Origin of the sequence: Roseateles asaccharophilus (assembly GCF_031458115.1) — a bacterium.
Classification (GTDB): domain Bacteria; phylum Pseudomonadota; class Gammaproteobacteria; order Burkholderiales; family Burkholderiaceae_C; genus Pelomonas; species Pelomonas asaccharophilus_A.
In genome coordinates this window covers 20,042-46,578 of the sequence record NZ_JAVDXV010000003.1, presented here as the reverse complement: position 1 = coordinate 46,578, position 26,537 = coordinate 20,042, and the positions used below count along the sequence as shown (strand labels likewise).

At 71.0% G+C, this 26,537-nt stretch carries 28 protein-coding genes; 18 read left to right on the top strand and 10 right to left on the bottom strand.

Going from position 1 to position 26,537, the window contains the following annotated elements; translation table 11 throughout:
* The first annotated feature begins 3 nt into the window (after nucleotides 1-3).
* The 3 genes from J2X21_RS08640 to J2X21_RS08630 are packed head-to-tail and all read left to right on the top strand — an operon-like array spanning nucleotide 4 to nucleotide 2,806.
* Nucleotides 4-468, top strand: a complete 465-nt coding sequence (locus J2X21_RS08640) for a low molecular weight protein-tyrosine-phosphatase (protein WP_310327340.1) — start codon at nucleotides 4-6, stop codon at nucleotides 466-468.
* Between the two features lie 32 nt (nucleotides 469-500).
* On the top strand, nucleotides 501-2,132 hold the full coding sequence (locus J2X21_RS08635) for an ExeA family protein (RefSeq protein ID WP_310327336.1): 1,632 nt from the start codon (nucleotides 501-503) through the stop codon (nucleotides 2,130-2,132).
* A 14-nt stretch (nucleotides 2,133-2,146) separates the two neighbouring features.
* Nucleotides 2,147-2,806 (top strand): general secretion pathway protein GspB, encoded by a 660-nt coding sequence (locus J2X21_RS08630; RefSeq protein ID WP_310327333.1) that lies wholly within the window; start codon nucleotides 2,147-2,149, stop codon nucleotides 2,804-2,806.
* A gap of 4 nt (nucleotides 2,807-2,810) precedes the next feature.
* Here the strand turns inward: J2X21_RS08630 and J2X21_RS08625 are convergent, their stop codons facing one another.
* Entirely contained in the window at nucleotides 2,811-4,322 is a 1,512-nt protein-coding gene (locus J2X21_RS08625; protein ID WP_310327331.1) for an MFS transporter, read from the bottom strand.
* Nucleotides 4,323-4,556: 234 nt separating this feature from the next.
* Here J2X21_RS08625 and J2X21_RS08620 point away from each other — a divergent pair, with 234 nt between their 5' ends.
* On the top strand, nucleotides 4,557-6,806 hold the full coding sequence (locus J2X21_RS08620) for a WD40/YVTN/BNR-like repeat-containing protein (RefSeq protein ID WP_310327328.1): 2,250 nt from the start codon (nucleotides 4,557-4,559) through the stop codon (nucleotides 6,804-6,806).
* Here J2X21_RS08620 and J2X21_RS08615 read toward each other — a convergent pair.
* From J2X21_RS08615 to J2X21_RS08605, 3 genes are read right to left on the bottom strand one after another with little or no spacing between them, the layout of a single operon-like run.
* Nucleotides 6,785-7,813, bottom strand: coding sequence for a hypothetical protein (locus J2X21_RS08615; RefSeq protein ID WP_310327325.1), 1,029 nt, complete (start codon nucleotides 7,811-7,813; stop codon nucleotides 6,785-6,787). The two genes, J2X21_RS08620 and J2X21_RS08615, sit on opposite strands and share 22 nt — an antisense overlap.
* Complete coding sequence (gene pepQ / locus J2X21_RS08610; RefSeq protein WP_310327323.1) at nucleotides 7,813-9,129, bottom strand: Xaa-Pro dipeptidase; 1,317 nt, start codon at nucleotides 9,127-9,129, stop codon at nucleotides 7,813-7,815. Before pepQ ends, J2X21_RS08615 begins: the two co-directional genes overlap by 1 nt.
* A 10-nt stretch (nucleotides 9,130-9,139) precedes the next feature.
* Nucleotides 9,140-9,376 carry a DUF1161 domain-containing protein gene (locus J2X21_RS08605; RefSeq protein ID WP_310327321.1) on the bottom strand — a complete coding sequence of 79 codons (237 nt, stop codon included), beginning with the start codon at nucleotides 9,374-9,376 and terminating at the stop codon, nucleotides 9,140-9,142.
* 68 nt (nucleotides 9,377-9,444) lie between these two features.
* Here J2X21_RS08605 and J2X21_RS08600 point away from each other — a divergent pair, with 68 nt between their 5' ends.
* Nucleotides 9,445-10,497 carry a hypothetical protein gene (locus J2X21_RS08600; RefSeq protein WP_310327319.1) on the top strand — a complete coding sequence of 351 codons (1,053 nt, stop codon included), beginning with the start codon at nucleotides 9,445-9,447 and terminating at the stop codon, nucleotides 10,495-10,497.
* Between the two features lie 4 nt (nucleotides 10,498-10,501).
* Here J2X21_RS08600 and J2X21_RS08595 read toward each other — a convergent pair whose 3' ends face one another.
* Nucleotides 10,502-11,071, bottom strand: a complete 570-nt coding sequence (locus tag J2X21_RS08595; protein WP_310327317.1) for a 5-formyltetrahydrofolate cyclo-ligase — start codon at nucleotides 11,069-11,071, stop codon at nucleotides 10,502-10,504.
* A gap of 25 nt (nucleotides 11,072-11,096) precedes the next feature.
* Here J2X21_RS08595 and J2X21_RS08590 point away from each other — a divergent pair, with 25 nt between their 5' ends.
* Nucleotides 11,097-11,552, top strand: a complete 456-nt coding sequence (locus J2X21_RS08590) for a TfoX/Sxy family protein (RefSeq protein ID WP_310327315.1) — start codon at nucleotides 11,097-11,099, stop codon at nucleotides 11,550-11,552.
* Here the strand turns inward: J2X21_RS08590 and J2X21_RS08585 are convergent.
* Nucleotides 11,484-11,798 carry a DUF2917 domain-containing protein gene (locus J2X21_RS08585; RefSeq protein ID WP_310327313.1) on the bottom strand — a complete coding sequence of 105 codons (315 nt, stop codon included), beginning with the start codon at nucleotides 11,796-11,798 and terminating at the stop codon, nucleotides 11,484-11,486. The two genes, J2X21_RS08590 and J2X21_RS08585, sit on opposite strands and share 69 nt — an antisense overlap.
* 102 nt (nucleotides 11,799-11,900) lie before the next feature.
* Between J2X21_RS08585 and J2X21_RS08580 the strand changes: the two genes are divergently transcribed.
* Entirely contained in the window at nucleotides 11,901-12,836 is a 936-nt protein-coding gene (locus J2X21_RS08580) for a LysR substrate-binding domain-containing protein (RefSeq protein WP_310327311.1), read from the top strand.
* Here the strand turns inward: J2X21_RS08580 and J2X21_RS08575 are convergent.
* Nucleotides 12,822-13,556 carry a glutathione S-transferase family protein gene (locus J2X21_RS08575; protein ID WP_310327309.1) on the bottom strand — a complete coding sequence of 245 codons (735 nt, stop codon included), beginning with the start codon at nucleotides 13,554-13,556 and terminating at the stop codon, nucleotides 12,822-12,824. The two genes, J2X21_RS08580 and J2X21_RS08575, sit on opposite strands and share 15 nt — an antisense overlap.
* Before the next feature lie 82 nt (nucleotides 13,557-13,638).
* Between J2X21_RS08575 and J2X21_RS08570 the strand changes: the two genes are divergently transcribed.
* Genes J2X21_RS08570 through J2X21_RS08560 form a run of 3 tightly spaced genes read left to right on the top strand, consistent with a single transcriptional unit; the run spans nucleotide 13,639 to nucleotide 15,743 of the window.
* Nucleotides 13,639-14,547 (top strand): LysR family transcriptional regulator, encoded by a 909-nt coding sequence (locus tag J2X21_RS08570; RefSeq protein WP_310327307.1) that lies wholly within the window; start codon nucleotides 13,639-13,641, stop codon nucleotides 14,545-14,547.
* Nucleotides 14,548-14,566: 19 nt separating this feature from the next.
* Entirely contained in the window at nucleotides 14,567-15,100 is a 534-nt protein-coding gene (locus J2X21_RS08565) for a DUF4199 domain-containing protein (protein WP_310327306.1), read from the top strand.
* Nucleotides 15,101-15,104: 4 nt separating this feature from the next.
* Nucleotides 15,105-15,743: a LysE family translocator gene (locus J2X21_RS08560; protein ID WP_310327305.1), complete on the top strand. Its 639-nt coding sequence runs from the start codon at nucleotides 15,105-15,107 to the stop codon at nucleotides 15,741-15,743.
* Nucleotides 15,744-15,748: 5 nt separating this feature from the next.
* On the opposite strand, the gene J2X21_RS08555 is transcribed toward J2X21_RS08560, so the two are convergent.
* From J2X21_RS08555 to J2X21_RS08545, 3 genes are read right to left on the bottom strand one after another with little or no spacing between them, the layout of a single operon-like run.
* On the bottom strand, nucleotides 15,749-17,440 hold the full coding sequence (locus J2X21_RS08555) for a cation:proton antiporter (protein WP_310327303.1): 1,692 nt from the start codon (nucleotides 17,438-17,440) through the stop codon (nucleotides 15,749-15,751).
* 15 nt (nucleotides 17,441-17,455) lie between these two features.
* Nucleotides 17,456-18,001, bottom strand: a complete 546-nt coding sequence (locus J2X21_RS08550; protein ID WP_310327299.1) for a 5-formyltetrahydrofolate cyclo-ligase — start codon at nucleotides 17,999-18,001, stop codon at nucleotides 17,456-17,458.
* A 54-nt stretch (nucleotides 18,002-18,055) separates the two neighbouring features.
* The gene (locus tag J2X21_RS08545) at nucleotides 18,056-18,631 is read right to left on the bottom strand and encodes a DUF4114 domain-containing protein (protein ID WP_310327298.1); all 576 of its coding nucleotides are present in this window, start codon (nucleotides 18,629-18,631) and stop codon (nucleotides 18,056-18,058) included.
* Between the two features lie 150 nt (nucleotides 18,632-18,781).
* On the opposite strand from J2X21_RS08545, the gene J2X21_RS08540 reads away from it, so the two are divergent.
* The 8 genes from J2X21_RS08540 to J2X21_RS08505 all read left to right on the top strand — a co-directional run bounded on the left by J2X21_RS08540 (nucleotide 18,782) and on the right by J2X21_RS08505 (nucleotide 26,534).
* Nucleotides 18,782-20,785: a lytic transglycosylase domain-containing protein gene (locus J2X21_RS08540; protein ID WP_310327296.1), complete on the top strand. Its 2,004-nt coding sequence runs from the start codon at nucleotides 18,782-18,784 to the stop codon at nucleotides 20,783-20,785.
* 31 nt (nucleotides 20,786-20,816) lie between these two features.
* The gene (locus tag J2X21_RS08535) at nucleotides 20,817-21,758 is read left to right on the top strand and encodes a complex I NDUFA9 subunit family protein (RefSeq protein ID WP_310327295.1); all 942 of its coding nucleotides are present in this window, start codon (nucleotides 20,817-20,819) and stop codon (nucleotides 21,756-21,758) included.
* Nucleotides 21,759-21,812: 54 nt separating this feature from the next.
* Nucleotides 21,813-22,499, top strand: a complete 687-nt coding sequence (locus J2X21_RS08530; RefSeq protein ID WP_310327293.1) for a glutathione S-transferase family protein — start codon at nucleotides 21,813-21,815, stop codon at nucleotides 22,497-22,499.
* On the top strand, nucleotides 22,492-22,800 hold the full coding sequence (locus tag J2X21_RS08525) for a DUF1272 domain-containing protein (RefSeq protein ID WP_310327290.1): 309 nt from the start codon (nucleotides 22,492-22,494) through the stop codon (nucleotides 22,798-22,800). Before J2X21_RS08530 ends, J2X21_RS08525 begins: the two co-directional genes overlap by 8 nt.
* A gap of 2 nt (nucleotides 22,801-22,802) precedes the next feature.
* Nucleotides 22,803-23,459 carry a glutathione S-transferase family protein gene (locus J2X21_RS08520; protein ID WP_310327287.1) on the top strand — a complete coding sequence of 219 codons (657 nt, stop codon included), beginning with the start codon at nucleotides 22,803-22,805 and terminating at the stop codon, nucleotides 23,457-23,459.
* A gap of 80 nt (nucleotides 23,460-23,539) precedes the next feature.
* Nucleotides 23,540-23,998 (top strand): SRPBCC family protein, encoded by a 459-nt coding sequence (locus tag J2X21_RS08515; protein ID WP_310327285.1) that lies wholly within the window; start codon nucleotides 23,540-23,542, stop codon nucleotides 23,996-23,998.
* A 23-nt stretch (nucleotides 23,999-24,021) separates the two neighbouring features.
* On the top strand, nucleotides 24,022-25,266 hold the full coding sequence (locus J2X21_RS08510) for a multifunctional CCA addition/repair protein (protein WP_310327282.1): 1,245 nt from the start codon (nucleotides 24,022-24,024) through the stop codon (nucleotides 25,264-25,266).
* A gap of 71 nt (nucleotides 25,267-25,337) precedes the next feature.
* Nucleotides 25,338-26,534 (top strand): efflux RND transporter periplasmic adaptor subunit, encoded by a 1,197-nt coding sequence (locus J2X21_RS08505; RefSeq protein ID WP_310327280.1) that lies wholly within the window; start codon nucleotides 25,338-25,340, stop codon nucleotides 26,532-26,534.
* Nucleotides 26,535-26,537: the final 3 nt, after the last annotated feature.

The following is a 26,537-nucleotide window of genomic DNA, read 5'->3' as shown; positions in this document are numbered from 1 at the left end:
GCCATGACACGCCGCATCCTCTTCTTCTGCATGGGCAACATCTGCCGCAGCCCCACGGCCGATGGCGTCATGCGCGCCAAGCTGCAGGCCGCCGGGCTGGACATCGAGGTCGACTCCGCCGGCACGCACGGCTATCACGTCGGCGCGCCGCCGGACGAGCGCAGCCAGGAACACGCGCTCAGGCGCGGCTACGACCTCAGCCCGCTGCGCGCGCGCAAGCTCATCGCGCAGGACTTCGAACGCTTCGACCTCGTGCTGGCGATGGACGCCGACAACCTCGCCCACGCCGAGGCGCTGTGCCCGCCCAGCCAGCGGCACCGGCTGAAGCTGCTGCTGGACTACGCGCCCCACACCGGCAAGCGCCATGTGCCCGATCCGTACTACGGCGGCGCGGCCGGGTTCGAGGAGGTGCTGGACCTGGTGGAAGCGGCCTGCGAGGGGCTGGTCACCACGCTGCGCACGCGCTGACGCCGCCGGCGCACTGGTTATCCTGCCGCCCCATGTACGCGCCCTTCTTCGGCCTGAAGCAACCGCCGTTCTCGATCGCGCCGGATCCGCACTACCTCTTCATGAGCGAGCGGCACCGCGAGGCGCTGGCGCACCTGCTGTACGGGCTGGACGGTGGCGGCGGCTTCGTGCTGCTGACCGGCGAGATCGGCGCGGGCAAGACCACGGTCTGCCGCTGTTTCCTGGAGCAGATTCCGGCGAACTGCAACGTCGCCTACATCTTCAACCCCAAGCTCACCGTCACCGAACTGCTGCAGGCCATCTGTGACGAGTTCCATGCGCCGGTGCCGCCGGGTGCGCAGACGGTGAAGGACTACGTCGACCCGCTGAACGCCTTCCTGCTGGCGCAGCATGCGGCCGGGCGCAACAACGTGCTCATCATCGACGAGGCCCAGAACCTGTCGGCCGATGTGCTGGAACAACTGCGCCTGCTGACCAACCTGGAGACCGCCGAGCGCAAGCTGCTGCAGGTGGTGCTGATCGGCCAGCCCGAGCTGCGCGGCATGCTGGCGCGGCCCGAGCTGGAGCAGCTGGCGCAGCGTGTCATCGCACGTTTTCACCTCGGCGCGCTGTCCGAGGACGAGACCGCGCAGTACATCCGCCACCGCCTGAGCGTGGCCGGCCTCAGCGGCGCGCTGCCCTTCGACAGCAAGAGCCTGCGGCTGATCCACGAGCTGACCCGCGGCGTGCCGCGCCGCATCAACCTGCTGTGCGACCGTGCGTTGCTGGGCGGCTATGCCAGCGGCCAGGCGCAGGTCACGCCGGCCATCGTTCAACAGGCGGCCGCCGAGGTGTTCGACACCCAGGCGCCAACGCCGGCCTCCCGGCGCGCATCGGCCGCGGTGGGCGTGGGGCTGGCCGTCGTGGCCGCCGCGGTGGCCGGCGCGGGCCTGACCTGGAGCCTGCAGCAGCGCGCCGGTGGCGCACCGGTGACGGTCGCCCCTGCAGCGTCTTCCGCCGTCGCGGCGTCGGCGGCAACGCCGAGCGCGAGCGCGGCCTCCGGGCCGGCGCCGGCCGCCAGCAGCGCCGCATCGACACCCGAGCCGCTTGAGCTAGCCGACTGGGCCGCACGGGACGGCGATGCCTGGGCCGCGCTGGCGCAACGCTGGGGGCTGCCGCTGCCCGAGCAGGCCGAGCCCTGCGCCGCCGCCGCGCAGCGCGGCCTGCAGTGCTATCGCAGCGGCAGCGGCAGCCTGTCGCTGATCCGCCTGATCGACCGCCCGGTGCTGCTGACGCTGCATCGCCCCGGCCAGGCGCCGGCGCTGGCCGCACTGGTGGGGCTGGATGCGCAGCAGGCCACGCTGCTGGTCGACGGCGAGCCGCGCCATGTCGCGCTGCGCGAGTTGGCAAGCGCCTGGCGCGGCGAGTTCACGACCTTCTGGCGCGTGCCGCCGGGCTATCTGCAGCGCGCCGACGACGGCGCTCCGCTGCGCGACTGGCTGGCCGCCCAACTGGCCCGTGCCCCCGCCAGCGCCGCGTCCGGCCCCGGCGAGCTGACCCGCCAGGTCCAGGCCTTCCAGGCCAGCCAGGGCCTGCAGCCGGACGGCCGCGTGGGGCCCATCACGCTGATGCAGATCAACCGTGCCGCTGGCGTGGCCGAGCCGCAGCTGGACGCGGCCCCCTGACCGACAGAACCACCATGTCCTACATCCTTGACGCGCTGCGCCGCGCCGAAGCCGACCGCGAACGCGAGCGCGGCCAGGTGCCCGGCCTGCACACGCAGGCTCCATCCGGCCCTGGCGCTGCGGCATCCACCCGCCAGCGCCGCTGGCTGCCCTGGGCAGCTGGCGGACTGCTGCTGTTGGCGGGCATAGGCGCCGGCAGCTGGTGGACCAGCGGCGCGCCGCAGACACCGTCTCCAGCCCTGCCCCCATCAACCCAACCGGCACCGGTGCCGCCGGCCATCACATCTTCGACACCGGTCGCTGCCGCGCCGCTGCCCCTGCCGCCCGCTGCCGCTTCGGCGGCCGAGTCGCCTTTCCTGCCACCCGCACCGCCGCCACAAGCCATGGCGCCGCGACCTGCCGCGACAGAACAGCTCCCGGCCCCGAAAGCTGCGCCTACCGAAGCCGCGCCGCCACGCCTGGCCGACCTGCCCGAGAACTTCCGGCGCGAGCTGCCCCGGCTGGCGATCAGCGGTTCGGTCTATTCGGAGGATCCGGCCGGCCGCTTCGTCATCATCAATGGCGAGGTGCAGCGCGAGGGCGCCAAGCTGGGCGCCGACCTGCTGCTGGAGCAGATCGGCCCGCGCGAGCTGGTGCTGCGCTTCCGCGGCCAGCGCTTCAGGCAGCCGGTGTAGGCCGTCAGGCCCGCGCAGGCACCTCGGCGCCCTGCGGGGCCAGCCTGTTGTTGCCCCAGCACTGCTCGTACTTCCAGCCGGTCAGCTCCTCGGCCACGGCGCGCGCCTCGGGCGGCGCATCGGCGATGCTGCCGCCCGCCTTGACGCGCGCGATCTCCTTCAGCAGCACCGCGTGGTTCTTGCGGTCCAGCTTCATCTGGTAGGTGTAGTACACGCCGCCCAGGCCCAGGCCGATCACGCCGAGGGTGAAGATGCCGATGATGGCGTTGACCGCCGTCTCGGGCTGCGTGGCCTGGCCCGACAGGAAGCCGAACTGGCCCAGGATCCAGCCCATCGCGAACACGATGGCCGAGCGGGTGATCTTGCCGGCGAAGGTCATCGCGCCGGCATAGATGCCTTCACGGCGCCGGCCGGTCAGCACCTCGTCCACGTCGGCCAGGAAGGTGTAGACCGTCCAGGGGATGTAGTAGACGCCGCCGGTGCCCAGGCCGAACACGGCCGTGACGGCAAACAGCGCGATGACGGTGGTCTCCCTGGACCAGCCCAGGTAATACAGGCCCGCATAGGCCAGCACGCTGCCGCACACCACCAGCAGCGCAATGCGATACGGCCGTGCGAAACCGAATTTGATGCAGAAACCGATGAAGGCCATCGTCGAGATCAGCTGCATCACCGAGCTGAAACTGTTCAGATACCCCACCGTGGCCTTGTCCTGCCCGATGCAGAAAATGATGAAGTAGGTGAATATCGAGGCGAACAGCCATTCCGCACCAAAACCCCACAGATACATGCCCAGGTGCTTGCGGAAAATCTTCAGATGGAAGGTGGACATCATGTCCAGGCACAGTTTCTTCAGTGCCTGGAGCAGGCTGCCAGCGCGCTCCTGCACCACCTCGTGCGCGGGCCGCTCCCACGACGTGAAGTACAGCGCCGCCATCGCGGCGCACATGATGCCGGCGTAGATGATGCCAGTCAGCAGGAAGGGCACGGCCGATTCCTTGCTGTAGATCAGGAACAGCTGGGCCGGGATGAAGGCGGCCAGGAAGTTGGCCGCCTTGCCGAACATGGCCTTGGAACCCGTCAGCTTGGAGCGCACCGCGAAATCGTCGGTCATCTCGGTGGCCAGGGTTTCATACGGCACCATGATCATCGTGTACACCAGCTCGAACAGGATGTACATGCTCAGGTAATACCAGAACCCGAAACCCTCCACCCACATCAGCGGATACAGCAGCACCGCGGGTATGCCGATCAGGATGAAAAACCGCCGCCGCCCGAATTTCCGGCCCAGGCGCGTGTTGTAGAAGTTGTCGCTGATATACCCAATGATGGGGTTGCTGATGGCGTCGACGATGTTCGCAATGGCGAAGATCGTGGCCGCCTCGACCACCGTCAGGCCGCAGAAGGTCGTGTAGAAATAGAGCAGCCAGGCCGACGCGATGGCCAGGGCGCCGCTGCCCAGCAGGTTCGCACTGCCGTAGGCCAGCGTGTGCTTCATCGTGATCGGTCTGCTCATGTCTCGCTGCTCTTTCTAAAAATGGACGGCCGTTCCATTTTTTGCGGCCTACCGTTCCGGCAAACAAGTATCCCATTTCCGTGCGCCTGAGAACCTGCCGGGAACCCTGGCGCCGCCCACCTCGGGAGCCGGCACCGAGCGCGGCTGGAACACGCTGTTTCCGCGGGTTTGCCTGATTTGTTCGCCACACGAACAAACTAGCATGCCGGCACTCGAACAAGACGGTGCCGAGACATGAACACCCTCAAGCCCCTGCTGGGGGCGCTGCTGGCGCTGGCCGGCGCCACCGCCGTAGCGCAGGCCCCGGCTGCCACGCGCTACGACTGGAAGCCCGTCGAGATCGTCGGCGGCGGTTTCGTGGACGGCATCGTCTTCCACCCCAACGCCTCGGGCCTGAGCTACGCCCGCACCGACATGGGCGGCGCCTACCGCCGCGACACCGCCACCGGCCGCTGGCAACCGCTGCTGGACTGGCTGCCGCTGGCCGACGTGAACCTGATGGGCGTCGAGAGCGTGGCGGTGGATCCGAACGACGCCGATGCCGTCTACCTGGCCTGCGGCACCTACACCAGCCCCGCCACGCCCAACGGCGCGCTGCTGCGCTCGTCGGACCGCGGCCGCACCTTCCAGCGCGTGGACCTGCCGTTCAAGCTGGGCGCCAACGAAGGCGGCCGCGGCAACGGCGAGCGGCTGATGGTGGACCCCAACGACGGCCGCGTGCTCTACCTCGGCACCCGGCACGCGGGCCTCTGGCGCAGCACCGACCGCGCGGCGACCTGGCAGCGCGTGGACGCCTTTCCCGACTCTGCCTGGCGCCGCCACGAGTCCGACGGCCCGCCACCGTCCTGGGGCGGCAGTGACGGCAAGGCGACGATCAACTTCATCCTCTTCGACCCCGCCAGCGGCGCGCGCGGCCAGCCCAGCCGAGTCATCTACGCCGGCGTATCGGTCGTCGGCCGGCCCAGCCTGTGGCGCAGCACGGACGCCGGTGCGACCTGGCAAGCACTACCCGGCGGCCCCGCCACGCACCGCCCCATGCGCGCCGCGCTGGCCAGCGACGGCAAGCTCTACATCGCCTACGCGAGCGAGCCCGGCCCGCACCGCATGAAGGACGGCAGCGTCTGGCGGCTGGACCCGCGCAGCAGCGCCTGGACCGACATCACGCCGGCCCGCGCGAGCGCCGCCGATCCGTTCGGCTACGCCACCGTCGCCGTGGACCCGCGCGACCCGCAGCGCCTGCTGGCCAGCACCGCCGGCCGCGGCAAGGGCGACGAGCTGTTCCGCAGCAGCGACGCCGGCGCGACCTGGGCGCCGCTGTTCACCGTCGCGAAGTTCGACGCCTCCGCCGCGCCCTATGTGGCCGACACCCATCTGCACTGGCTGTACGACGTCAAGATCAACCCCGCCAACCCCGACCACGCGATCTTCACGACCGGCTACGGCGGCTGGGAGACGCTGAACCTGCGCGAGGCCGATGCCGGGCGGCCCACGACCTGGCGCGTCATGAGCAGCGGCATCGAGGAGACCGTGGCGCTGGCGCTGCACAGCCCGACCAAGGGCGTGCCGCTGGTGACGGCCATCGGCGACTACTCCGGCTTCGTGCATGCCGACCTCGACAGGCCGGCCCCCGGCAACCCCAAGCCGCCCTTCTTCGGCAACACGCACGACGTGACCGGCGCGGAAGCCGCGCCCGAGGTCGTCGTGCGCATCGGCAAGGCGCGCACCGGCAGCAACCTGGGCTATTCGCTGGACGGTGGCAACACCTGGCACAACACGAAGAGCGCGCCCGATCCCAAGTCCAGCGACGGCTTCGTCGCCGTGTCCGCCGACGGAAAGGCCTGGGTGTGGACGCCAAAGGGCCAACAACCCCACGTCAGCCACGACCGCGGCGACACATGGACGCCAGTCCAAGGCCTGCCCGCCGGCACCCGCGTGGTGGCCGACCGCGTGAACCCGCGGCGCTTCCATGCGATGGCACTGTTCGACGACAAGCGCTACACCAGCGACGACGCTGGCAAGACCTTCAACGCGCGTGCACTGGCACTGCCCGACGGCCCGGCCACCCGGCCCGCGTCGGGCGTGCACAACCACAGCAACCGCGGTGACGACCGCGGTGGCCAGGACCGGCTCTACGCCACGCCCGGCCGCGAAGGCGACCTGTGGCTCGCGGCCTTCCACGGCCTGTACCGCGGCGGCGATGACCGGGCCTTCCAGCGCCTGCCGGACGTGTCTCAGATCCACGCGTTCGGCTTCGGCCGCGCGGCGCCGGGCTCAACGGAACCGGCGCTGTACCTCGTCGGTACCGTGGCCGGCCAGTACGGCATCTTTCGCTCCACCGACGGCGCCAAGCGCTGGCAACGCATCAACGACGACGCGCATCAATGGGGGCTGATCCTGCAGATCAGCGGCGACCCAAAAGTGTTCGGCCGCGTCTACGTCGGCACGCATGGCCGCGGCGTGCTCTACGGCGACCCGCGCAACTGATCGGCGCGCAGCTGCGACTTCAGCAGCCGGCCCTGCGCGTCGAACAGGCTGACCCACTCCAGCTGCAGCGGCCCGGCCCGCAGCTTGAATTCCTTCACGCGGCGCTGCAGCCGCCGGCCGGACTCGAAGCGCAGATCGTCCTGCGCCTCGCCCAGCCGCTGCGTGACCTCGGCCGTGGACAGCCCGGGCGGCAAGTCCGCCTGAACCCAGGGGCCTGTCATCGCCGCCAGCATCGGGTCCGGCGGCCCCACGGCATCGTCCATAGTCTCGAAGACCACGCGCGTGTCGTCCGGCCAGCTCACGTCTCCCATGGGCAGGCGGAACATGCGCTCGCGCAGCGAATAGCCCCAGTCGTACAACGGCCCTCTATCGTCACGCAGGCCGTGCAGCAGCCGCGCGCTCAGCGTCATGCGCCGCTCGCCATGCACCAGCGTGACGGCGAAGATGGGTTTGTCGGCAAAGCTGCTGCCGCTCCAGTCGCGGCTCTGGCAATCGCTGGTGTCCAGCCGAAAGAGCCCAAACAGCATCGAACCGCGCGCCACGCCGCTGCCGAAACCCACATGGCATTGCAGCCGCAGATCACCCAGGCGCCGCTCACCGTCGGGCACCCCGGGCGTGCGGATATCCGGCCGCCAGGTCACGCGGCCATCGGCCAGCCGGCTGCGCACCTCCGTTCGCTCGGGCAGCGTGCGCCAGGCGGGGGCTATGACGAAGCGGTCCTCGGCATCCAGCACCAGCGGCTGGCGCCCGGCCGGCAGCATCAGCCCGAGGTCCAGGCTGGGCGCGGCATCCGCCTGCGTGCGCGCATAGACCTTGAACTTCAACTCGGCGGCCGGCGCCAGCGCTCGGTGCTTGTCAAACAAGGCCTGCGCCTTGAACAGCTGGGCCAGCGTCTTCTTCTCGCGCGCGGTGGCGGCCTCGCCCTGCACCTCGACACGGCCGAGTTGCGCATCGGCGGCCCACGCGCTCGCGCAGGTCAGTGCCAGCAACAGAGCCGCGGCGCGCATCACGGCGCGGTGAATGCGTCCCGCGTCAGGTTCTCGGGCGCTTCGCCCGAAGCGCGGCAGGCCACGTCGTCTTCGATGCGGATGCCGCCGTAGCGCGACAGGCGCTCCACCGCATCCCAGTCCACGTTCGCCGATTGCGGCGATGCGCGCAGGCCGCGCAGCAGCGTCGGGATGAAGTACAGGCCAGGCTCGATGGTGACCACCATGCCGGCCTGCAGCGGGCGCGTCAGCCGCAGATAGCGGTGGCCTTCGGGCTTGTCGGCCACGCCGCCGTTCTCGCTGGCCATGAAGCCGCCCACATCGTGCACCTGCAGGCCCAGCAGATGGCCGATGCCGTGCGGGAAGAAGGGCTTGGTCACGCCCTCCTCCACCATGGCCTCGTCGCTCATGTGGACGATGCCGGCCTCACGCAGCACGCGGGCAATGCGGCGGTGCGTGCTGAGGTGGATGTCGCGGTAATCCACGCCCTCGCGCACCTCGTCCACCAGCGCCAGCTGCTGCACCTCCATCGCGCTCACCAGCGCCGCGAACTCGTCGTGGCCGGGCGCCACCCAGGTGCGCGTGATGTCGCTGGCATAGCCGTTCACCTGCGCGCCGGCGTCGATGAGAAAGCTGCGCGATTCGGCGGGCGGGCTCGCGTCCTGGTACTGGTAGTGCAGCACGGCGGCATGCTCGTTCAGGCCCACGATGCTGCTGTAGGGCAGGTCGCGGTCGGTATGGCCGGTGGCCACCAGGTAGGCGCGGTGGATCTCCGCCTCGCTGTCGCCGCGCAGGAAGGCAGCGCGCGCGGCGTTGTGGCCCGGCGCCGCGCGGCGCTGAGCGGCGCGCATCTGCTCCAGCTCGTACGGCGATTTCACCCCGCGTGCCCAGTGCAACAGGTTCAGCAGCGCCTCGGGGTTGTTGGGCGTGATGCTGGGCAGCGCCGCGTCGGCCTCGGCCACGATGGCCGTGCGCGGCGTGAGGCAGTCGGCCAGCGCCTGCGCCGCCTCGGCCGGTTCGCGGATGACGACCAGCTCGACTGCGTCCACCCACTCGCCGCTGGGCGCCTCGGGCGGCACATGCCAGTAGTCGTCGGGCTGGTAGTAGACGACGCGCGGCTTCCTGCCCGGCCGCACGGCCAGCCACGAATGCGGGTGGTTGGTCAGCGGCAGCCAGTGCTTGAAATGCGGGCTGGGCTGGAACAGATAGGGCCGGTCATCGAGGAAGGCGTACTTCTCGATGCCGGAGGCGATCAGCAGCGTGTCGAAGCCGCAGCGCTCCAGCGCGGCTTCGGCCTGGCGCTGCAGCGCGGCGAGGTGATCGGTGTACAGGCTCATGACACGCCCCTCACTTGCGCAGGTAGGTCAGCTTCTTCGTGCCGCCGTCGCAGCTGCCGATGACCTTGGCATCGCCGACCTTGTCGTTCTCCACGGCCGTGATCTCGTAGCCCTTGACGCCCTTCTCGTCCAGCTTGGTGGCGATCTCCGCCTTCAACTCGTCGCAGGGCTTGGGCGCAGCCTGCACGGTTTGGGTCAACAGGATGGCGGTGGCCGAGATCAGCAGCAGGGTGGGCTTGGTGGACATGGCGGGGTTTGCTTGTGGCAAGGGGAGCGGGCATTGTCCGGCAGCGGGCTGCGATAGTCCGGATGCCCATGCTGAAACTGCTGCGCTCCCTCGTGGCCCGGCCGCGCGACCCGGCTCCACCCGTTGACGCGACGCCCCAAGTGACGCCGACGACCCGCGTGACCGCGGCGGGCGTTGCCGACTTCGATGTCCTGGCTCACCTCATCGACGCCAACGGCCTGCCGGTGCTCGACTGGGACGCCGCACAAGCCTGGGTGGCCGGCATCGCCGGCGACGACGCACAGGCACAGGCCTGGTCGTCCTGCGAGATCGCCTGGCTGCAGCATCTCGGCGCGGCGCTGGGCCCGGGCTACCGGCTGATGCAGCGCGGCCATATCGTGCTGCTGTCCAGTCTGGACGACCGCATTGCCACGGCCACGATGGACTTCGTCGACAAGACCCTGCAGCGCATCGTGCGCGTGCTCGATGGCCTGGCGCGCTCCGTGCAGCCGCACGAGCAGGAAATCCTCATCGTCTTCGACGACGACGAGGCCTACTACCGCTACCTGGCCCACTACTACCCCGACGCGGGCGAGTTCGCGGCCAGCGGCGGCGTCTTCATCAACGCGGGCTGCGGCCATTTCGCGACCGTGAAGGCCGACCTGCACGCGATCGAGCCCGTCATCGCGCATGAGCTGACGCACAGCTGCCTCAGCCATCTGCCCATCCCGGCCTGGCTGAACGAGGGCCTGGCCGTCAACACGGAACGACGGCTGTGCCCGCCCGTGCTCGCGCCGCGCACCAGCCCGCGGCAGATGCACGCCCGCCACCAGGCGTTCTGGGGCGTGGACGAGATCCAGCAGTTCTGGTCGGGCAAGTCCTTCCTGCGCACCGACGAGGGCAACGAGCTGTCGTACGACCTGGCGCGCATCCTGGTGTCGCAACTGGCCGGGGACTGGGCGCGCTTCCGCGCCTTCGCGCTGTCGGCCCACATGGACGATGGCGGCGAGGCTGCCGCCCATGAACACCTGGGCCTGCCGCTCGCGGACCTTGCCGCCGCGCTGCTGGAGCGGCCGGCCGACGCCAGTTGGGCGCCTACCCCGGCACGCTGGCAGGGCGAGCCGGAGCGCGGCGCTTTTTAAGCCATCAGCCCTCGCGATCCCACACGACGCCCTCTTCCGTCAGCATCGCGTCCAGCGGCACGTCCAGCGCGCTGGGCTTGAGCAGCGGCAGGAAGCCGTGCGCATAGCCTATGCCCACGGCCGCCGGCCGGGGCTGCATCTCGGCCAGCGTCTTGTCCATGAAGCCGCCGCCATAGCCCAGCCGCAGGCCGGCCGGGCCGAAACCCAGGCAGGGCACCAGCATCAGCTGCGGCTGGAAGGCCTCGGTACCCTTGGGCTTGGGGATGTGGAAGGCGTCCTCCTCCATCGGGCAGCCGGGGTACCAGACGTGAAAGCGCAGCGTGCCATGCTCCTTGTCGACCACCGGCAGGCCGATGCGGCGCTCGGGGTGGTTCTCGCCCCAGCGGTACAGCGTGGGCAGCGGATCGAACTCGCCCTTGATGGGCCAGTAGGCGCCTATGGTCTTTTCCTTGCGGCGCAGCAGCCAGACGGCCAGCACCTCCTGCAGCTCCGCCGCCAGCTCCAGCCGGTTGGGCAGGGCCAGACGTTGCTCGATCAGCTTGTGCCGGAGGGCGGCGCGGTCATTCGCATCCATGGCGGCGGAGCTTACATTCCAGCGCATGCCGACGCCCACCGATCCCTTCACCGACCTGTGCGTGGAACTGCTGTCGCCGCTGGGCCCGGTGCGCACGCGGGCCATGTTCGGCGGCCGCGGCTTCTATGTGGACGGCCTGTTCATGGCCTTGATCGCCGACGGCCAGTTCTTCCTGAAGGCCGACGACACCACCCGTGAGCGCTTCATCGCTGCCGGCTGCGTGCCGTTCAGCTTCGCGACCAAGGATGGCGAGCGCGTCGTGCTGGGCTACTACCGGGCGCCCGAGGAGGCGCTGGAGTCGCCGCCGCTGATGCTGCCCTGGGCACGCCTGGCGTTCGAGGCCGCGCTGCGGGCGGCGAACGCCAAGGTGAAGAAGACGTCAGCTGCGGCCGGCGCGAAGCGGGCGGCCCGATCAGCGCCGAGCAAACCCACCGCCAAGAAGCCTGCCGCCAAGAAGAAAGCGGCCGCGCGTCGGGGTTGAAGTCGGTGGCACCAGCAGCTCGAAATCGGCCGCCGGCCAGCCTTCCAGCACCGCGGTCTGGCCCGGCGCCAGCGCGATGGTCTGGCCGGCTTCCAGCCAGTGGTCCTGGGCCGGCTGTTCGGTCGTGCCGGACAGCGTCAGCCAGACGCGGCCGCAAGCGACCGCCAGCCGCCGCGCTTCGGCGCCACCGGCCAGCGTCAGGGCCCGGCCGCCGTCCAGATGCCATGTGGATTGCGCATCGCTCATGATGTCTCTCCTGGGTTGATGTCAGGGATTCTGCTGAGATCACCCGGGGCGGTCCAATGACGGATGCGCGCGGATTGATACCATCCGCGCATGAATCAGCCGATGCGCCAACGCCCACTCTCCATCGGCCCGCTGCGCGCCTTCGAGGCCGTGGCGCGGCTGCTGTCCTTCCGCGCGGCGGCGGAGGAACTGAGCCTGACGCAGTCGGCCGTCAGCCGGCAGATCCAGTCGCTGGAGGAGGAAATCGGCTGCACGCTGTTCCTGCGCGGCACGCGTCGCGTGGAGCTGTCCAGCGACGGCGCACAGCTGCTGCCCACGGCGGTGGCGGTGCTGTCCAAGCTGGACCAGACCGTGCGCCAGATCCGGCGCACGCGCGGGCGCCGCGTCGTCAATGTCAGCACGTTCGCGTCGTTTGCGTCACTGTGGCTGATCCCGCGCATGGAGGCCTTCCAGCGCGAGCACGAGGACATCGACATCCGCGTGTCAGCCTATGACCGCAAGGTGGACCTGGAGGACGGCGAGATCGACCTGGCGCTGCGCTACGACGACCGGCCGTCGGTGCCGGCCGATGCCGACCAGCTGTTCGAGGAGCTGCTGTCGCCGGCCGTCAGTCCCTGGTATCTGCAGAACCCACCGGCGCCGCTGAAGAAACCCGCCGACCTGGCCCGCCATGCGCTGGCCGAGGAGGACGACGCCCGCCCCAGCGCCGAGTACCTGAGCTGGCGGCGCTGGCTGACCGAGCAGGGCCAGCCCGACCTGCAGCCCCGCCGCTGGCTGTACCTGAACTTCACCTACCAGCAGGTGCAGGCCGCGCTGACCGGCCAGGGCATCGCGCTGGCGCGGCTGCCGCTGGTGCACGAACACCTGCAGCGCGGCGAGCTGGTGGAGCCCTTCGGCAAGAAGGGCCGGTTGGGCTGCCCGTTCAGTTACTGGCTCATCACCGGCCCGGTCGCCGCGCGGCGACCGGAAGTGAAGCAGTTTGCGGACTGGGTGCGGGCGCAGGCGGCCATCACCCGGGACGCCCTAGCGGGCGTCTGACGGCAGCAGCGCCAGCGCCTCGTCCAGCGTCAGCTGCGCCGTCGCCACCGCCGCGGCGGGCAAGGGCTCGCCCGCTTCGGCCGCCTCGGCCACGCGCACGGCCGGGTCGTCGCGCAGGCGCTCGTACAGCGCATGCACCCGGGGGAAACGGTCGCGCGGGAACACCTGGTGGTAGTCCAGCCAGCGGGCGATGCCCATGAAATAGGCGTCGGCCACGGTGCGCTGGTCGCCGGCCATCCAGGTGCGGCCTTCCAGCAGCCGCTCCAGCGCGGCATGCGCCTTCTGGACGGCGGCATGGCCATAGTCCTTCAGCGCGGCGGCGGCCATCTCGGACTCGGGCCCGTGTTCCAGCAGCGCCCACAGCGGTGCGAAGGCGCCGTAGAACGTCGTGTTCAGGAAGGACAGCGCGTAGTTCATCGCATCGAACTCCGGCGTGCCCTGGGCCACGCCGCGCCCGTACGGCAGGCCCAGCGCGTTGACGTGGTTCAGGATGGCCGCGCTCTCGCTGATGAGCCGGCCATCGGCGGTGCGCAGCGACGGCGTCTCGCCCAGCGGGTTGATGGCCGCATAGGCCGGGCTCTTGACCTGCTCGGGCATGCCTATGCGCGTCAGCCGGTAGGGCCGGCCCAGCCATTCCAGCGCAACGATGCTGCCGAAGGAGCTGCCGCCGGGCACGCCGTAGAAGAGGATGGGGGTGGAGGGGGTGTGGGGTGTGTTCATGCCTCCAATCTATGTGCGTGGACGAAGCCGCACCAGATGGCATTTCGTGGAAGCATCGTCCACGCAAATGGACAATACCGGCATGCTGAACCTGCAAGACCTCCAGTTGTTCGTCCACGTGGTGGACGCCGGCAGCTTCACCGCCGCAGCCCGGCTGCTGGGCGCGCCCAAGTCCACGCTGAGCAAGCGTGTCGCGGCGCTGGAGGCGCAGCTGGGCGTGCAGCTGCTGCGCCGCACGACACGCCAGCTGCACCCCACCGACACCGGCGCCGAGGTGCTGGCGCATGCGCGCGGCGTGCTGGCCCACGCCGAGGCGGCCGAGGCCGCGGCCCGCCAGGCGCTGGCAGAACCCAGCGGCGCCGTGCGGCTGACGGCCGCCGTGCCGGTGGCCCAGCAACTGCTGGCGCCCCACCTGCCGGCCCTGGCGCTGGCGCTGCCGCGCGTGCGGCTGGAGCTGCATGTCAGTGACCGCTTCGTCGACGTGCTGCAGGAGGGCTTCGACATCGCGCTGCGCAGCCACGTCGCGCCGCTGCCGGATTCGGCGCTGGTGCAGCGCCGGCTCACCGTGGAACCGTTCTGGCTCGTCGCGTCGCCCGGCTGGATCGCCGCGCGCGGCCTGCCGGCTGACCCCGCCGCGCTGGCGGATTGCGACGGCCTGCCCAGCAGCCGGCCGCTCCAGCCGTGGCAGCTGACGCACGCTGACGGCCGCAGCGCCGAGGCGATGCCGCGCGTCCGCTTCGTGGCCGACGAGGGCGCCGTACTGCTGCACGCGGCGGAGGCTGGTCTGGGCATCGCGCGGCTGACGGCCGACACCTGCGCGCCCGCGCTGGCCGCCGGACGACTGCAACGCGTGCTGCCGGACTGGACCGCCGGCCACATCACCACCACCTTGCTGATGCCACCGGCCCGCAGCCGCCTGCCGGCAGTGCGCGCCGTGGTCGACGCGCTGAGCCAGCGTTTGCGCGAAAGCCCCACTGGCCCGCAACCATGACGCCACGGAACATGCACCCATGTTGAAAACCGCCCTCACCTACGGCCTCGCTGCCGGCCTCATTGCCGGCATTCCCCTGTTCGCGCTCGTGATGATCTACAAGGGCCCGCCGCCGGCCAACGGCATGCTGATCGGCTCGCTGATCATGGCCGCGGCGCTGAGCCTGATCTTTGTCGCCATCCGGCGCCGGCGTGACCGCGAGCTGGGCGGCAGCATCGCGTTCGGGGCGGCCTTCCTGCTGGGCCTGGCCATCGTGGCGGTGGCCGGCGTGGTGTACGCGTCGCTGTGGGAGATCACGCTGGCCGTCAGCAAGCTGGACTTCGGCACCGAGTGGGCGCGCATCCACATGGAGCAGGCCAAGCTGGGAGGCGCCTCCGAGGCCCGGATGGCGGAAGTCGCGGCCGACATGGAACGGTTCAAGGACATGTACAGCCAGCCGCTGCTGCGCTTCGCGATGACCGCCTGCGAACTGCTGCCGGTGGGGCTGGCGATCTCGCTGGCCTCGGCGGCGCTGCTGCGCAACCCGCGCTTCATGCCCGCGCGCAAGGCCTGACACCATGCTGCCCAGCGGCCCCGCGCTCTACGCCTTCCTCGTGGCCACGCTGGTGCTGGCGCTGACGCCCGGGCCCGGCGTGGTCTACATCGTCACGCGCACGCTGGCCCAAGGGCGCGCGGCCGGCCTGGCCTCGGTGGGCGGCGTCGCGCTGGGCAACCTGGCCAACGCGGTGGGCGCATCCATCGGCCTGGCCGCGCTGTTCGCGGCGTCGTCGCTGGCCTTCACGGTGGTGCGCTGGGCCGGCGCGGCCTATCTGCTCTGGCTGGGCTGGCAGGCGCTGCGCCAGCCGGCGGCAGCCACTGACGGCCAGCCGCTCAGCGCCGCCGCGCCGGGCCGGCTGTTCCGCGACGGCTTCCTCGTCGCGCTGCTCAATCCCAAGACCACGCTGTTCTTCGCCGCCTTCATCCCGCAGTTCCTGCAAACCGGCGGCTCGCAGGCGGCCCAGGCGCTGACGCTCAGCCTGATCTTCGTCGCCGTTGCCGCGGCGACCGATAGTGCCTATGCGCTGCTGGCCGGCGTCATGAAGCCGCTGCTGCGCGGCGCGGCCGGCCACGGGCGCTACGTGGCCGCGCTGGTGTACTTCGCGCTGGGGCTCTATGCGGCGCTAGGCGGCGCGCGCCCGGCCGCTGCCCGGAGCTGATCCGGTCAGTGCGCCGGCACGGCCTGCGGCGCGGCCACGTCGTTGACGACCTGGGCCAGCGCCTGGGCCAGCGCGTGCTGCGAGCGCACGACGTGCGTGACGCCGGTGTCAGCCAGCCACGTGGCCTCTTCCTCCGTGTAGGCCAGCACGGCACAGCGCAGCTGGGGGTTGAGCTGGCGCGCCAGGTCCAGCAGAACGGGCACGCCGCGCACGTCCGCCAGCGCCACGACCAGCCAGGCCGCGTGCGCGATGTGGGCCTGCACCAGCGTCATGGCCTCGGACGCATCACCCAGCACTGCCGCCTGGCCCGACGCCCGCAGCCGCTCGACGACATCGCGGTCACGGTCCACGACGACGACCGGCCGGCCGCCCAGTTGCTGCAGCAGCGACTGGCCCACGCGGCCGTGGCCCACCAGCACGATCTGCCCCGCCAGCGACGTGTGCGGCGTGTCGGCCGGCAGTTCGGCCAGCGGGTCGTCCCGCGCCTCCAGCTTGCGTGCCCAGGCCGAGCGCGACAGCACGAAGCGACGCAGCGGCTCCACGCCCGAGAACAGCACCGGGTTCAACGCGATGGACACGATGGCGCCGGCGACGACCAGGCTGGCCGCCTCCGGCGGGACCAGGTTCAGGCTTTGGCCCAGGCCCAGCAGGATGAAGCTGAACTCGCCGATCTGCGCCAGGCTCACGGCCACCGTCAGCGCGGTGGACAGCGGGTACTTCAGCAGCAGCACCAGCGCCGCGGCCGCCAGCGTCTTGCCCACCAGGATGACGGCCACCGTGGCCAGCACGGCCAGCGGCTGGTCGATGAGGATGCGCGGGTCGAACAGCATGCCCACCGCGACGAAGAACAGCACGGCGAACGCGTCGCGCAGCGGCAGGCTCTCGTGCGCGGCGCGTTCGCTGAAGGCCGACTCGCGCAGCACCAGGCCGGCGAAGAACGCGCCCAGGGCCACGCTGACGCCGAACAGCGCCGCCGCGCCCACGGCCAGGCCCACGGCCGCGGCCACGGTAGCCAGCGTGAACAGCTCGCGCGAGCCGGTGCGGTTGACCTGCCACAGCAGCCACGGCAGCAGGCGCCGGCCGGCGATCAGCATGACGGCCACGAAGGCCGCCACGGCCAGCAGCGTCGTGATGATGGTGACGGCGAGATTGCCGCCGCCGGCGCCCTCGTCCTTGCCGCCCAGCACCGGGATCAGCACCAGCGCCAGCACCATGGCCAGGTCTTCCACGACCAGCCAGCCCACCGCGATGCGGCCGTTGCCCGTGTGCAGCAACTCGCGCGACTCCAGCGCGCGCAGCAGCACCACCGTGCTGGCCACCGACAGCGCGAGGCCGAACACCAGCGAGGCCCCGACCGTCCAACCCCACCACCAGTGCGCCAGCGCGCCGCCCATGGCCGTGGCCGCGGCCATCTGCACGAGCGCGCCCGGCAGCGCGATGCCCTTCACCGACATCAGGTCGCCCACCGAGAAGTGCAGGCCCACGCCGAACATCAGCAGCATGACGCCCACCTCCGACAGCTGCTGCGCCAGATGCAGGTCACCCACGAAGCCCGGCGTGTGCGGCCCGATCAGCACGCCGGCCAGCAGATAGCCCACCAACGCCGGCAACCGCGCCCACTGCGCGAGCAAGCCCAGCACCAGGGCCAGGCCAAACGCCGCGGCCAGCGTCGAGATCAGGGTCATGCCGTCATGCATCGTGCGGGGAGCCTTTCAGTCGGGAGCGATCAGTTCGCGCTCGGTCAGGATGAGAGTCAGGGCGCGGTCATGCGCCTCGACGGGGAAATGCGTTTCGGCCCCCGACCATGCCACACCCACCGTGGTCACCCCCGGGTGCGAGGCCAGCCAGCGGTCAAAGTAGCCGCCACCGTAGCCCAGCCGGAAGCCTTCGCGTGTGAAACCGACGCAGGGCACCAGCACGACGTCCGGCACGGCGACGGCGCCGGTGGCGGTCGCGATGCCGCACTCGTCCTGCGCGGACGGCGCGGCGCCATCCCAGCGGCGGAAGACCATCTCGGCCGGATCGCGGCGCGCGAACGGCAGCGCACGCGGATACGGCAGCGTGCCGACATCGAACTCGCCGGGCAAAGGCCAGTAGACGCCCAGCAGCTCGGGCTCCAGCTGCGCCAGCAGGTCGGCCAGCGCCTGCCTCAACGCATGCTCGGCGGCCTGGAAGGCGGGCGTCGCGGCGAGGTCACGCCGCGCGGCCAGCAGCTGGCGGCGCAGGTCGGGGCGGTCGGCGGGGTGGGTGGCGGTCATGGGCGCGTGAGTCCTCTGGGCTGGCGCCCATTGGAACTCAACACACCCGGCTGCTCAGTCGCGGCGTCGCCGCCAGGCAGACAGGCCGGCCATGCCGCCCAGCAGCAGCACCCAGGCCGCCGGCTCGGGCACGGCCGTGACCTGGAACACGAAGCTGTGGTCGCGGTAGTTGAAGTCGCCGCCGCCCGGCAGGTCCTCGAACGCAACGTTGATGCCGGCCGGCACCTGTGCATCGCCCACATAGGCCGCGGCCCACGCGTGGTTGACGCCGTCGGCATTCAGGCTGGGGTCGCTGTAGTAGCGCGCCGTGCCGGCGTTCACGTCGATGAAGAACACCAGCGTGTCGCCGGCCACCACGTTGCCCAGCAAAAAGCTGTCGCCATAGGCGCTGGCATGGTTGTCCAGGCCCAGCGCGCCGTCGACGCCGTTGATGCGCACGCCCAGCAGGTTGGTGAAGCCGCCGGACAGGCCCGTGAAGTAGGCGCGCAGCTGGCCGCTGGACGGCGCGACAAAGCTGCTGGCCGGTGCCTGCGTACCACTGTTGGGATAGGGGTCGGGAACCGCATGGGCCGCCAGGCTCAACAGCGCGGCAGCGGCCGCGAGCGTCAGGCGTTGCATGGACTTGATCATGCGGTCTCCTTGTTGGCGTGGCTGCGCAGCGTAGTGAGTGGACAGCGCTACCACCAGCCCCTAGGACAAGGCAAACGGCCTGTTGCGTGGAGGGTCGCGGGCACTGGGTTAAATTTCCTCGCCTGTGCAGTGGCGGTAGGCATGAGTCGAATGAGTTGGCAGGTAGTGGGAAGCCTGGGGCGCTGGACCCTGGCGATGCTGGTGGCACTGGCGACAGGCGCCCCGGTGGCGGCGCAGCCCGCCGGGTCGGACCTCGCCGTGCAGGCCCGCGAAGCCTGGGCCAAGCGCGACCGCAAGCGCCTGGCCGCACTGGTCGACGCCGCCCGCGCGCAGAACCACCCGCTGGCCGGCTGGGTCGACTACTTCGACCTGAACGCGCGGCTGTACCAGGTCAATCAATCGGAGATGGACGCCTTCTACGCCCGCCATCCCGGCAGCTACGTGGAAGACCGGCTGCGCAACGACTGGCTGCTGGAGCTGGGCCGGCGCAAGGACTGGAGCGGCTTCAAGCGCGACCACGCCACCTACCAGATGCGCGACGACCGCGAGGTGCACTGCTACACGCTGCTGGCCGAGCAGGCCACCGGCGGCAAGGTCTCGGCGGACGCAGCCCGCGACGCCTGGTTCGTGCAGAAGGACGCCGACGAGGGCTGCCGCGCGCTGGCCGCCGCGCTGGTGGACGCCGGCGTCTTCAAGCACGACACGCTGTGGGCCCGCGCCCGCCAGGCCCAGGAGCAGGGCCGCGCGCTGGCCGTGCGACAGGCCGTGGCGCTGATGGACAACAAGGCGCTGAGCCAGAAGCTGGCCGAGCTGCAGGACAACGCCGGCCGCTACCTCACGCGCAAGGCCCGTACCACGCCGCGCGCCGAGGCCGAGCTGACGACGCTGGCGCTGGCCCGCGTGGCCGCCAGCAACCCCGACCAGGCGGGCGACATACTGCGCGACAAGTGGCGCCAGCTGCCCAAGGATCTGCAGGCCTGGCTGTGGGTGCAGATCGGCCGCCAGTCCGCGCTGCGGCTGCAGGACGACGCGCCCGCCGCTTTCGAGCGCGCCCACCAGCTGGCGCCCGAGCTGGCCTGGAGCGACGACGCGCTGGCCTGGGCCGCGCGCGCCGCGCTGCGCGCCAAGCAGCCCGCCGCGGCGCTGAAGGCCATCGCGCAGATGAGCACCGGCGAGCAGCGCGACCCCGCCTGGGTCTACTGGAAGGCGCGCGCGACCCGCATGCAAGGCGACACGACCGCGGCGCGCAGCCAGCTGACGGCGCTGGCCACCGCCACGCCGGGCGGCCCGCTGAACTTCTTCGGCCGCCTTGCCATCGAGGACCTGGGCCTGCCCACCGCGCTGCCGCCCGCTCCCGCGCCCCTGACGACCGACGAGCGCCGCGCCGCGCGCGCCCACCTGGGGCTGACGCGCGCGCTCAGCCTGATCGCGCTGGGCCTGCGCAGTGAGGGCGTGCGTGAATGGAACTTCTCGCTGCGCGGCATGAGCGACCGCCAGCTGCTGGCCGCCGCGCAGGAGGCCTGCGACCGCGAGGTCTGGGACCGCTGCATCAACACCAGCGAGCGCACCAAGGCCGAGATCGACATGGCGCAGCGCTTCCCGACGCCGCACCGCCAGGAGCTGTTGCGCGAAGCCCAGGCCAGCGGCATCGACGCGGCCTATGTCTACGGCCTGATCCGCCAGGAGTCGCGCTTCGTCATGGATGCGCGCTCGCATGTGGGTGCGTCGGGGCTGATGCAGGTCATGCCCGCCACGGCCAAGTGGACGGCCAAGAAGGTGGGCCTGCCCTACAGCCCCGAGCGGCTCAACGACCGCGACTTCAACCTGCGCATCGGCACCAGCTACCTGAAGCTGGTGCTGGACCGCTTCGACGGCGCGCAGGCGCTGGCCGCCGCGGCCTACAACGCGGGCCCGGGCCGGCCGGCGCGCTGGCGCGATGGCCCCGTCATCGACGCGGCCATCTGGGCCGAGAACATCCCGTTCAACGAGACTCGCGACTATGTGCGCAAGGTGCTGCTGGGCGGCGCCGTGTACGCGCAGGTGCTGGGCCTGCCGGCCACGTCGCTGCGCGAGCGCCTGGGCACGAGCGTCGGTCCAGCCGGCGCGCGAGACGTGGGCGACGTGCCGTCGGCGGCGGGCGACGCGGCACGCTGAAACACACCAACCGCCGCAGGAGGGCTGCGTCATGGGTCTGTCCGTCCTCATCCTCGGCGGCAGCGGCTTCGTGGGCCGCGCGCTGTGCGAGCAGCTGACGCGCCGTCTCGGCGCCGATGTACGCATCACCGTGCCCACGCGCCGCCTGCCGCATGCGCAAGCGGTGCAGAGCCTGCCGGGCGTCACCATCATCCAGGCCGATGTGTTCCGCGACCTCCCGGCGCTGGTGCGCGGCCATGACGCCGTGGTCAACCTGGTGGCCATCCTGCAGGGCAGCGCGGCGGCCTTCGAGCATGTGCATGTGGAACTGCCGCGGCGCATCGTGGCCTCTGGCGCCAGGCGTGTCGTGCACGTCAGCGCCTTGGGCGTGGCCGAGCATGCGCCGTCGCGCTACCTGCGCAGCAAGGCCGCCGGCGAAGGCGTGCTGCGCGTCGGCGAGCAGACGGCCGGGCTGGACCTGACCGTGGTGCGCCCGTCGCTGGTGTTCGGCCGCGAGGACCGCAGCGTCAACCTGTTCGCAAGGCTGCAGCGCTGGTCGCCCGTCATGCCGCTGGGGGGCGCCGACGCGCGGCTGCAGCCGGTCTGGGTGCAAGACCTGGCCCGCGCGCTGGTGGAGGTGCTGCTGCGCCGCGACAGCATCGGCCAGACCTACGAGATCGCCGGCCCGCGCGAGCTGACGCTGGGCGAGCTGGTGCGCCTGGCCGGCCGCGCCGCCGGCTGCGAGCGCCCCGTGCTGGCGCTGCCCGCACCGCTGGCCACGCTGCAGGCGCTGGTCATGGAATGCCTGCCCGGCGAGCCGCTGCTGTCGCGCGACAACCTGGCCTCGCTGACCGTGCCCAACGTGCCCGGTGGCGACCTGCCGGGGCCGGGCCGGCTGGGCATACGCCCGGCCGCGCTGGAGGCCGTGTTGCCCGGCTATCTGGCGCCGGGCATGGGCGTCGCGCGGCTGGATGCGTGGCGCGCCAGGCATTGATCCGATGCGTAACGGTCATCCCACACGGCTCACGACGCCGTTAGGCTTGCGGGCATGAAGCTCTACATCGGCAACAAGAACTACTCGTCCTGGTCCATGCGCGCGGGCGTGCTGATGGCCGCGTTCGACATCCCCTTCGAAGAGGTCAAGTTGCGTTTCGACTTCAGCCCCGGCTCGGAATGGACGCGCGTCATCGCCGCTGTCACACCGACCAAGCGCGTGCCGGTGCTGGTGGAGGACGACGGCTTCACCGTGTGGGACACGCTGGCCATCGCCGAGTACGTGGCCGACCGCCATCCCGAGCATGCGGTGTGGCCGCGCGATGCCAAGGCCCGCGCCCGCGCACGCAGCCTGTGCGCCGAGATGCATGCCGGCTTCATGCGGCTGCGCAGCGTCTGCCCGATGAACATCGAAGCCTTCTTCCCCGACATCGGCCAGAAGCTGTGGGTCGAGGACGAAGCGCTGCGCGCCGACGTGGCGCGGCTCGACGCGGCCTGGAGCGACGCGCTGGCGGCCAGCGGCGGCGTGTTCCTGTTCGGGTCGTTCAGCGCGGCGGACGCCTTCTTCGCGCCGGTGGCCGTGCGGCTGTCGCGCTTCGGCCTGCCGCTGTCCGAACGCGCCGCCGCCTATCGCGATGCGCTGCTGGCGCATCCGGCCGTGGAAGACTGGGTCGCCGACGCGATGCGCGAGCAGGACTACATCGCCGAGGACGAACCTTATCGCCAGTCCCGCGATGCTTGAACTGCGCCCCTGCTGCGAACACTGCGCCGTCGCGCTGCCGCCGGAATCGCTCGACGCGCGCATCTGCAGCTTTGAATGCACCTTCTGCGCCGACTGCGTGGACGGCCTGCTGCACGACGTCTGCCCCAACTGCGGCGGCGGCTTCGTGCCGCGCCCGGTGCGGCCCAGTCGTGACTGGAAGGGCGGCAACTACCTCGGCGACTACCCCGCCAAGACCACGCCCAAGCACCGGCCCGTGGACCTGGCCGCGCACGCCGAGCTGATCGAATCCCTGAAGGGCCTGCCGCCCGAACGACGTTGAACATGACCACCACCCTTCACGGCTTCGCCCAATCCGGCAACACCTACAAGGTCGCGCTGATGCTGCAGGCGCTGCAGCTGCCCTGGACCGCGCGGCATGTGCCGCTGGCCGACTTCGCCGCCGGCCTGACCCGCTCCGAGCCCTGGCGACAGGCGGAGAACGAGATGGGCGAGGTGCCCATCCTGGAGGTGGACGGCAAGCGACTGACACAGTCGGCCGCCATCCTGCTGTACCTGGCCCAGCGGCACGGCAAGTTCGGCGGCGCCAACGCCGACGAGCACCAGGACGTGCTGCGCTGGCTGTTTTTCGACAACCACAAGTTCACGAGTTACTTCGCCACTTACCGCTTCATGAAGTCGTTCGCGCCGACGGCGCCCGATCCCACGCTGCATGCCTGGTTCAAGGGCCGCGTGGACAACGCCTTCGGCATCGTCGACAAGCACCTCACCGGGCGGGATTTCATCGTCGGCGACGCACCGACCATCGCCGACATCTCGCTGGCGGGCTACCAGTTCTTTCCGGTCGAGGAAAGCGGCATCGACGTGGCCGTGCAGTACCCGGCCATTGCCGCCTGGCGCGAGCGGCTGAAGAGCGCTTTGCCGGGGTGGAAGCCGCCTTACGACCTGTTGCCGGGCGAACAGGTCGCGCCGAAGTGGTGATGCGCACCATCCCAAAGGCAAGGGGCTGAGCCGCGCGACCGCTTCACTAGCATGGGGTTCCCGCACGACGGAGCCGCGCCATGCCGCAATTGCAGACCCTCAAGTTCGAAGCCCTCATCGAGGCCCCGGTGCCGCTGGTCTACACGGCCATGATCGACCCGGCCGACTACCGCGAATGGACCCGCGTGTTTGCCGAAGGCTCGTACTACGAGGGCTCCTGGCAGCAGGGCGAGCGCATCCGCTTCCTCGCGACACCGGGCGACGGCATGCTGTCGGAGATCGCCGAGAACCGGCCCAACGAGTTCATCTCCATCCGCCATCTCGGCATGATCAACAACGGCGTGGAAGACACCACCAGCGACGCCGTCAAGGCCTGGGCGCCGGCCTATGAGAACTACCGCTTCGTCGCCGTGCCGCAGGGCACGCGCGTCGAGGTGGAGTTGCAGATGACGGCCGACTGGGTGGACATGATGCAGAAGACCTGGCCGCAGGCGCTGCTGACGCTGAAGACACTCTGCGAGGCCCGCGCCAAACGGTGAGGACCCGCGCCGATACTGGCGCCATGGCTGCTACCCATTTCCAGACCTACCTCGTCGGCGGTGCCGTGCGCGACCGCCTGCTGGGCCTGCCGGTGCAGGACCGCGACTGGGTCGTCGTCGGCGCATCGCCGCAGACGCTGCTGGACGCCGGCTACCAGCCCGTGGGCAAGGACTTCCCGGTCTTCCTGCATCCACAGACGCACGAGGAGGTGGCCCTCGCCCGCACCGAACGCAAGACGGCCGCTGGCTATCACGGCTTTGCCTTCCATGCGGCGCCCGACGTGACGCTGGAGCAGGACCTGGCCCGCCGTGACCTCACCATCAACGCGATGGCGGAGGATGAGGCCGGCGCGGTCATCGACCCCCACGGCGGCCAGCGCGACATCCGGGACCGCGTGCTGCGCCATGTGTCGCCCGCGTTCGCCGAAGACCCCGTGCGCATCCTGCGGCTGGCCCGCTTCGCGGCGCGCTTCGCCGACTTCACGGTGGCACCCGAAACCGTCGCGCTGATGCGCGACATGGTGGCCGCCGGCGAGGTGGACGCGCTGGTGCCCGAGCGCGTGTGGCAGGAACTCTCGCGCGGCCTGATGGAGAAGAAGCCCTCGCGCATGTTCGAGGTGCTGCGCGACGCCGGCGCGCTGGCGCGGCTGCTGCCTGAGGTGGAGGCGCTGTTCGGCGTGCCCCAGCCCGAGGCCCATCACCCCGAGATCGACACCGGCATCCACCTGCTGATGGTGCTGGACCAGTGCGCGCTGCAAGGCGCGCCGCTGACCGTGCGCTACGCCTGCCTGTGCCACGACCTGGGCAAGGGCACCACGCGCAAGGAGGAGCTGCCCCGCCACATCGCCCACGAGGTGCGCAGCGAGAAGCTGGCGCGCCAGGTCAGCGAGCGCTGGAAGGTGCCCACCGACTGCCGCGAACTGGCCGAGCTGGTGGCGCGCGAGCACACCCATGTCCACCAGAGCGGTGCTTTTGGCGCCGAGGCCCGGCTGCGCCTGCTGGAGCGCTGCGACGCTTGGCGGCGGCCGCAGCGCTTTGCCGAGGCGCTGTGGGCCTGCGAGTGCGACGCCCGCGGCCGGCTGGGCCTGGAGGACCGGCCCTATCCGCAGCGCCAGCGGCTGCTGGACGACCTGGCTGCCACGCAGGCCGTGGATCTGGCCGCCGTCTCCGCCGAGGCCGTCGCCCGCGGCGCCAAGGGCCCGGCCATCGGCGCGGCCGTGAAGGCCGCCCGTCTGCGGGCTTTGCTTTCGTTCACCAACGCAGCCTGAAACGAATCGCTACAGTCGGCAGCTTTGCTGGCAGACAGCTAGCAGCAAGCTTGGCAAACCTGGGGCGGGGCATGAGGGTGACGGGAATCGGACGGGCGGCAGCAACGGTGCTGGCGCTGGCGACAGTGGGGCTGGCCGGTTGCGGCCAAAGTGGCAGCGCCCCGGCGCCGGCCGCGCCGCCACCGCCGGAGGTGGGCGTCGTGACCGTGGCGCCCGGCCGGGCCGACCTCTCCGTGGAACTGCCGGGCCGGCTGGAGGCCTACCGCGTGGCCCAGGTGCGCGCCCGCGCCGCCGGCATCCTGAACAAGCGGCTGTTCAACGAAGGCTCGGACGTCAAGGCCGGCCAGCCGCTGTTCGACATCGACGCCGCGCCCTACCGCGCCTCGCTGGCCAGCGCGCAGGCCCAACTGGCTCGCGCCGAAGCCAACCTGTCGCAAGCCCAGGCGCTGGCCGACCGCTATGCGCCGCTGGCCAAAAGCCAGGCCGTCAGCCAGCAGGAAGCGCTGAACGCGCAGGCCGCCGCCAAGCAGGCCGCGGCCGACGTGGCCGCGGGCAAGGCGGCCGTGCAGACGGCGCAGATCAACCTGGGCCATGCCACCGTCACCGCGCCCATCTCGGGCCGCATCGGCCGCGCGCTGGTCACCGAAGGTGCGCTGGTGGGCCAGGGCGAAGCCACACCGCTGGCCGTCGTGCAGCAGGTGGACAAGCTGTATGTGAACTTCACGCAGTCGGCCGCAGACGTCATGCGGCTGCGCCAGGCGCTGGCCGAGGGCCGGCTGCAGCGCGCGGGCAACGGCGAAGCGGCCAAGGTGCAGGTGCTGCTGGAAGACGGCAGCGTCTACGCGCATGCGGGCAAGCTGCTGTTCTCCGACCTCAGCGTGGACGCCAGTACGGGCCAGATCGCGCTGCGCGCCGAGCTGCCCAACCCGCAAGGGCTGCTGCTGCCGGGGCTTTACGTGCGCGTTCGCGTGGCCCAGGCCGAGGTGGCCGACGGCGTGCTGCTGCCGCAGCAGGCGGTGGCACGCGGGCTGTCGGGCGACACGGTGCTGGTCGTTGCCGAGGACGGCACGGTCAGCGCGAAGCCGGTGAAGCTGGGCCCGCCGCAAGGCGGCAAGGCGCTGGTGCTGGGCGGCTTGAAGGCCGGCGAGAAGGTCATCGTCGACGGCCTGCAGAAGACCAAGGCCGGCGGCAAGGCGCGGCCAGTACCGGTCGCTGGACCGGCAACGGCCGCGTCCGCCCCGGCTTCCGCAGCTTCCGCGAAGAACTGACCC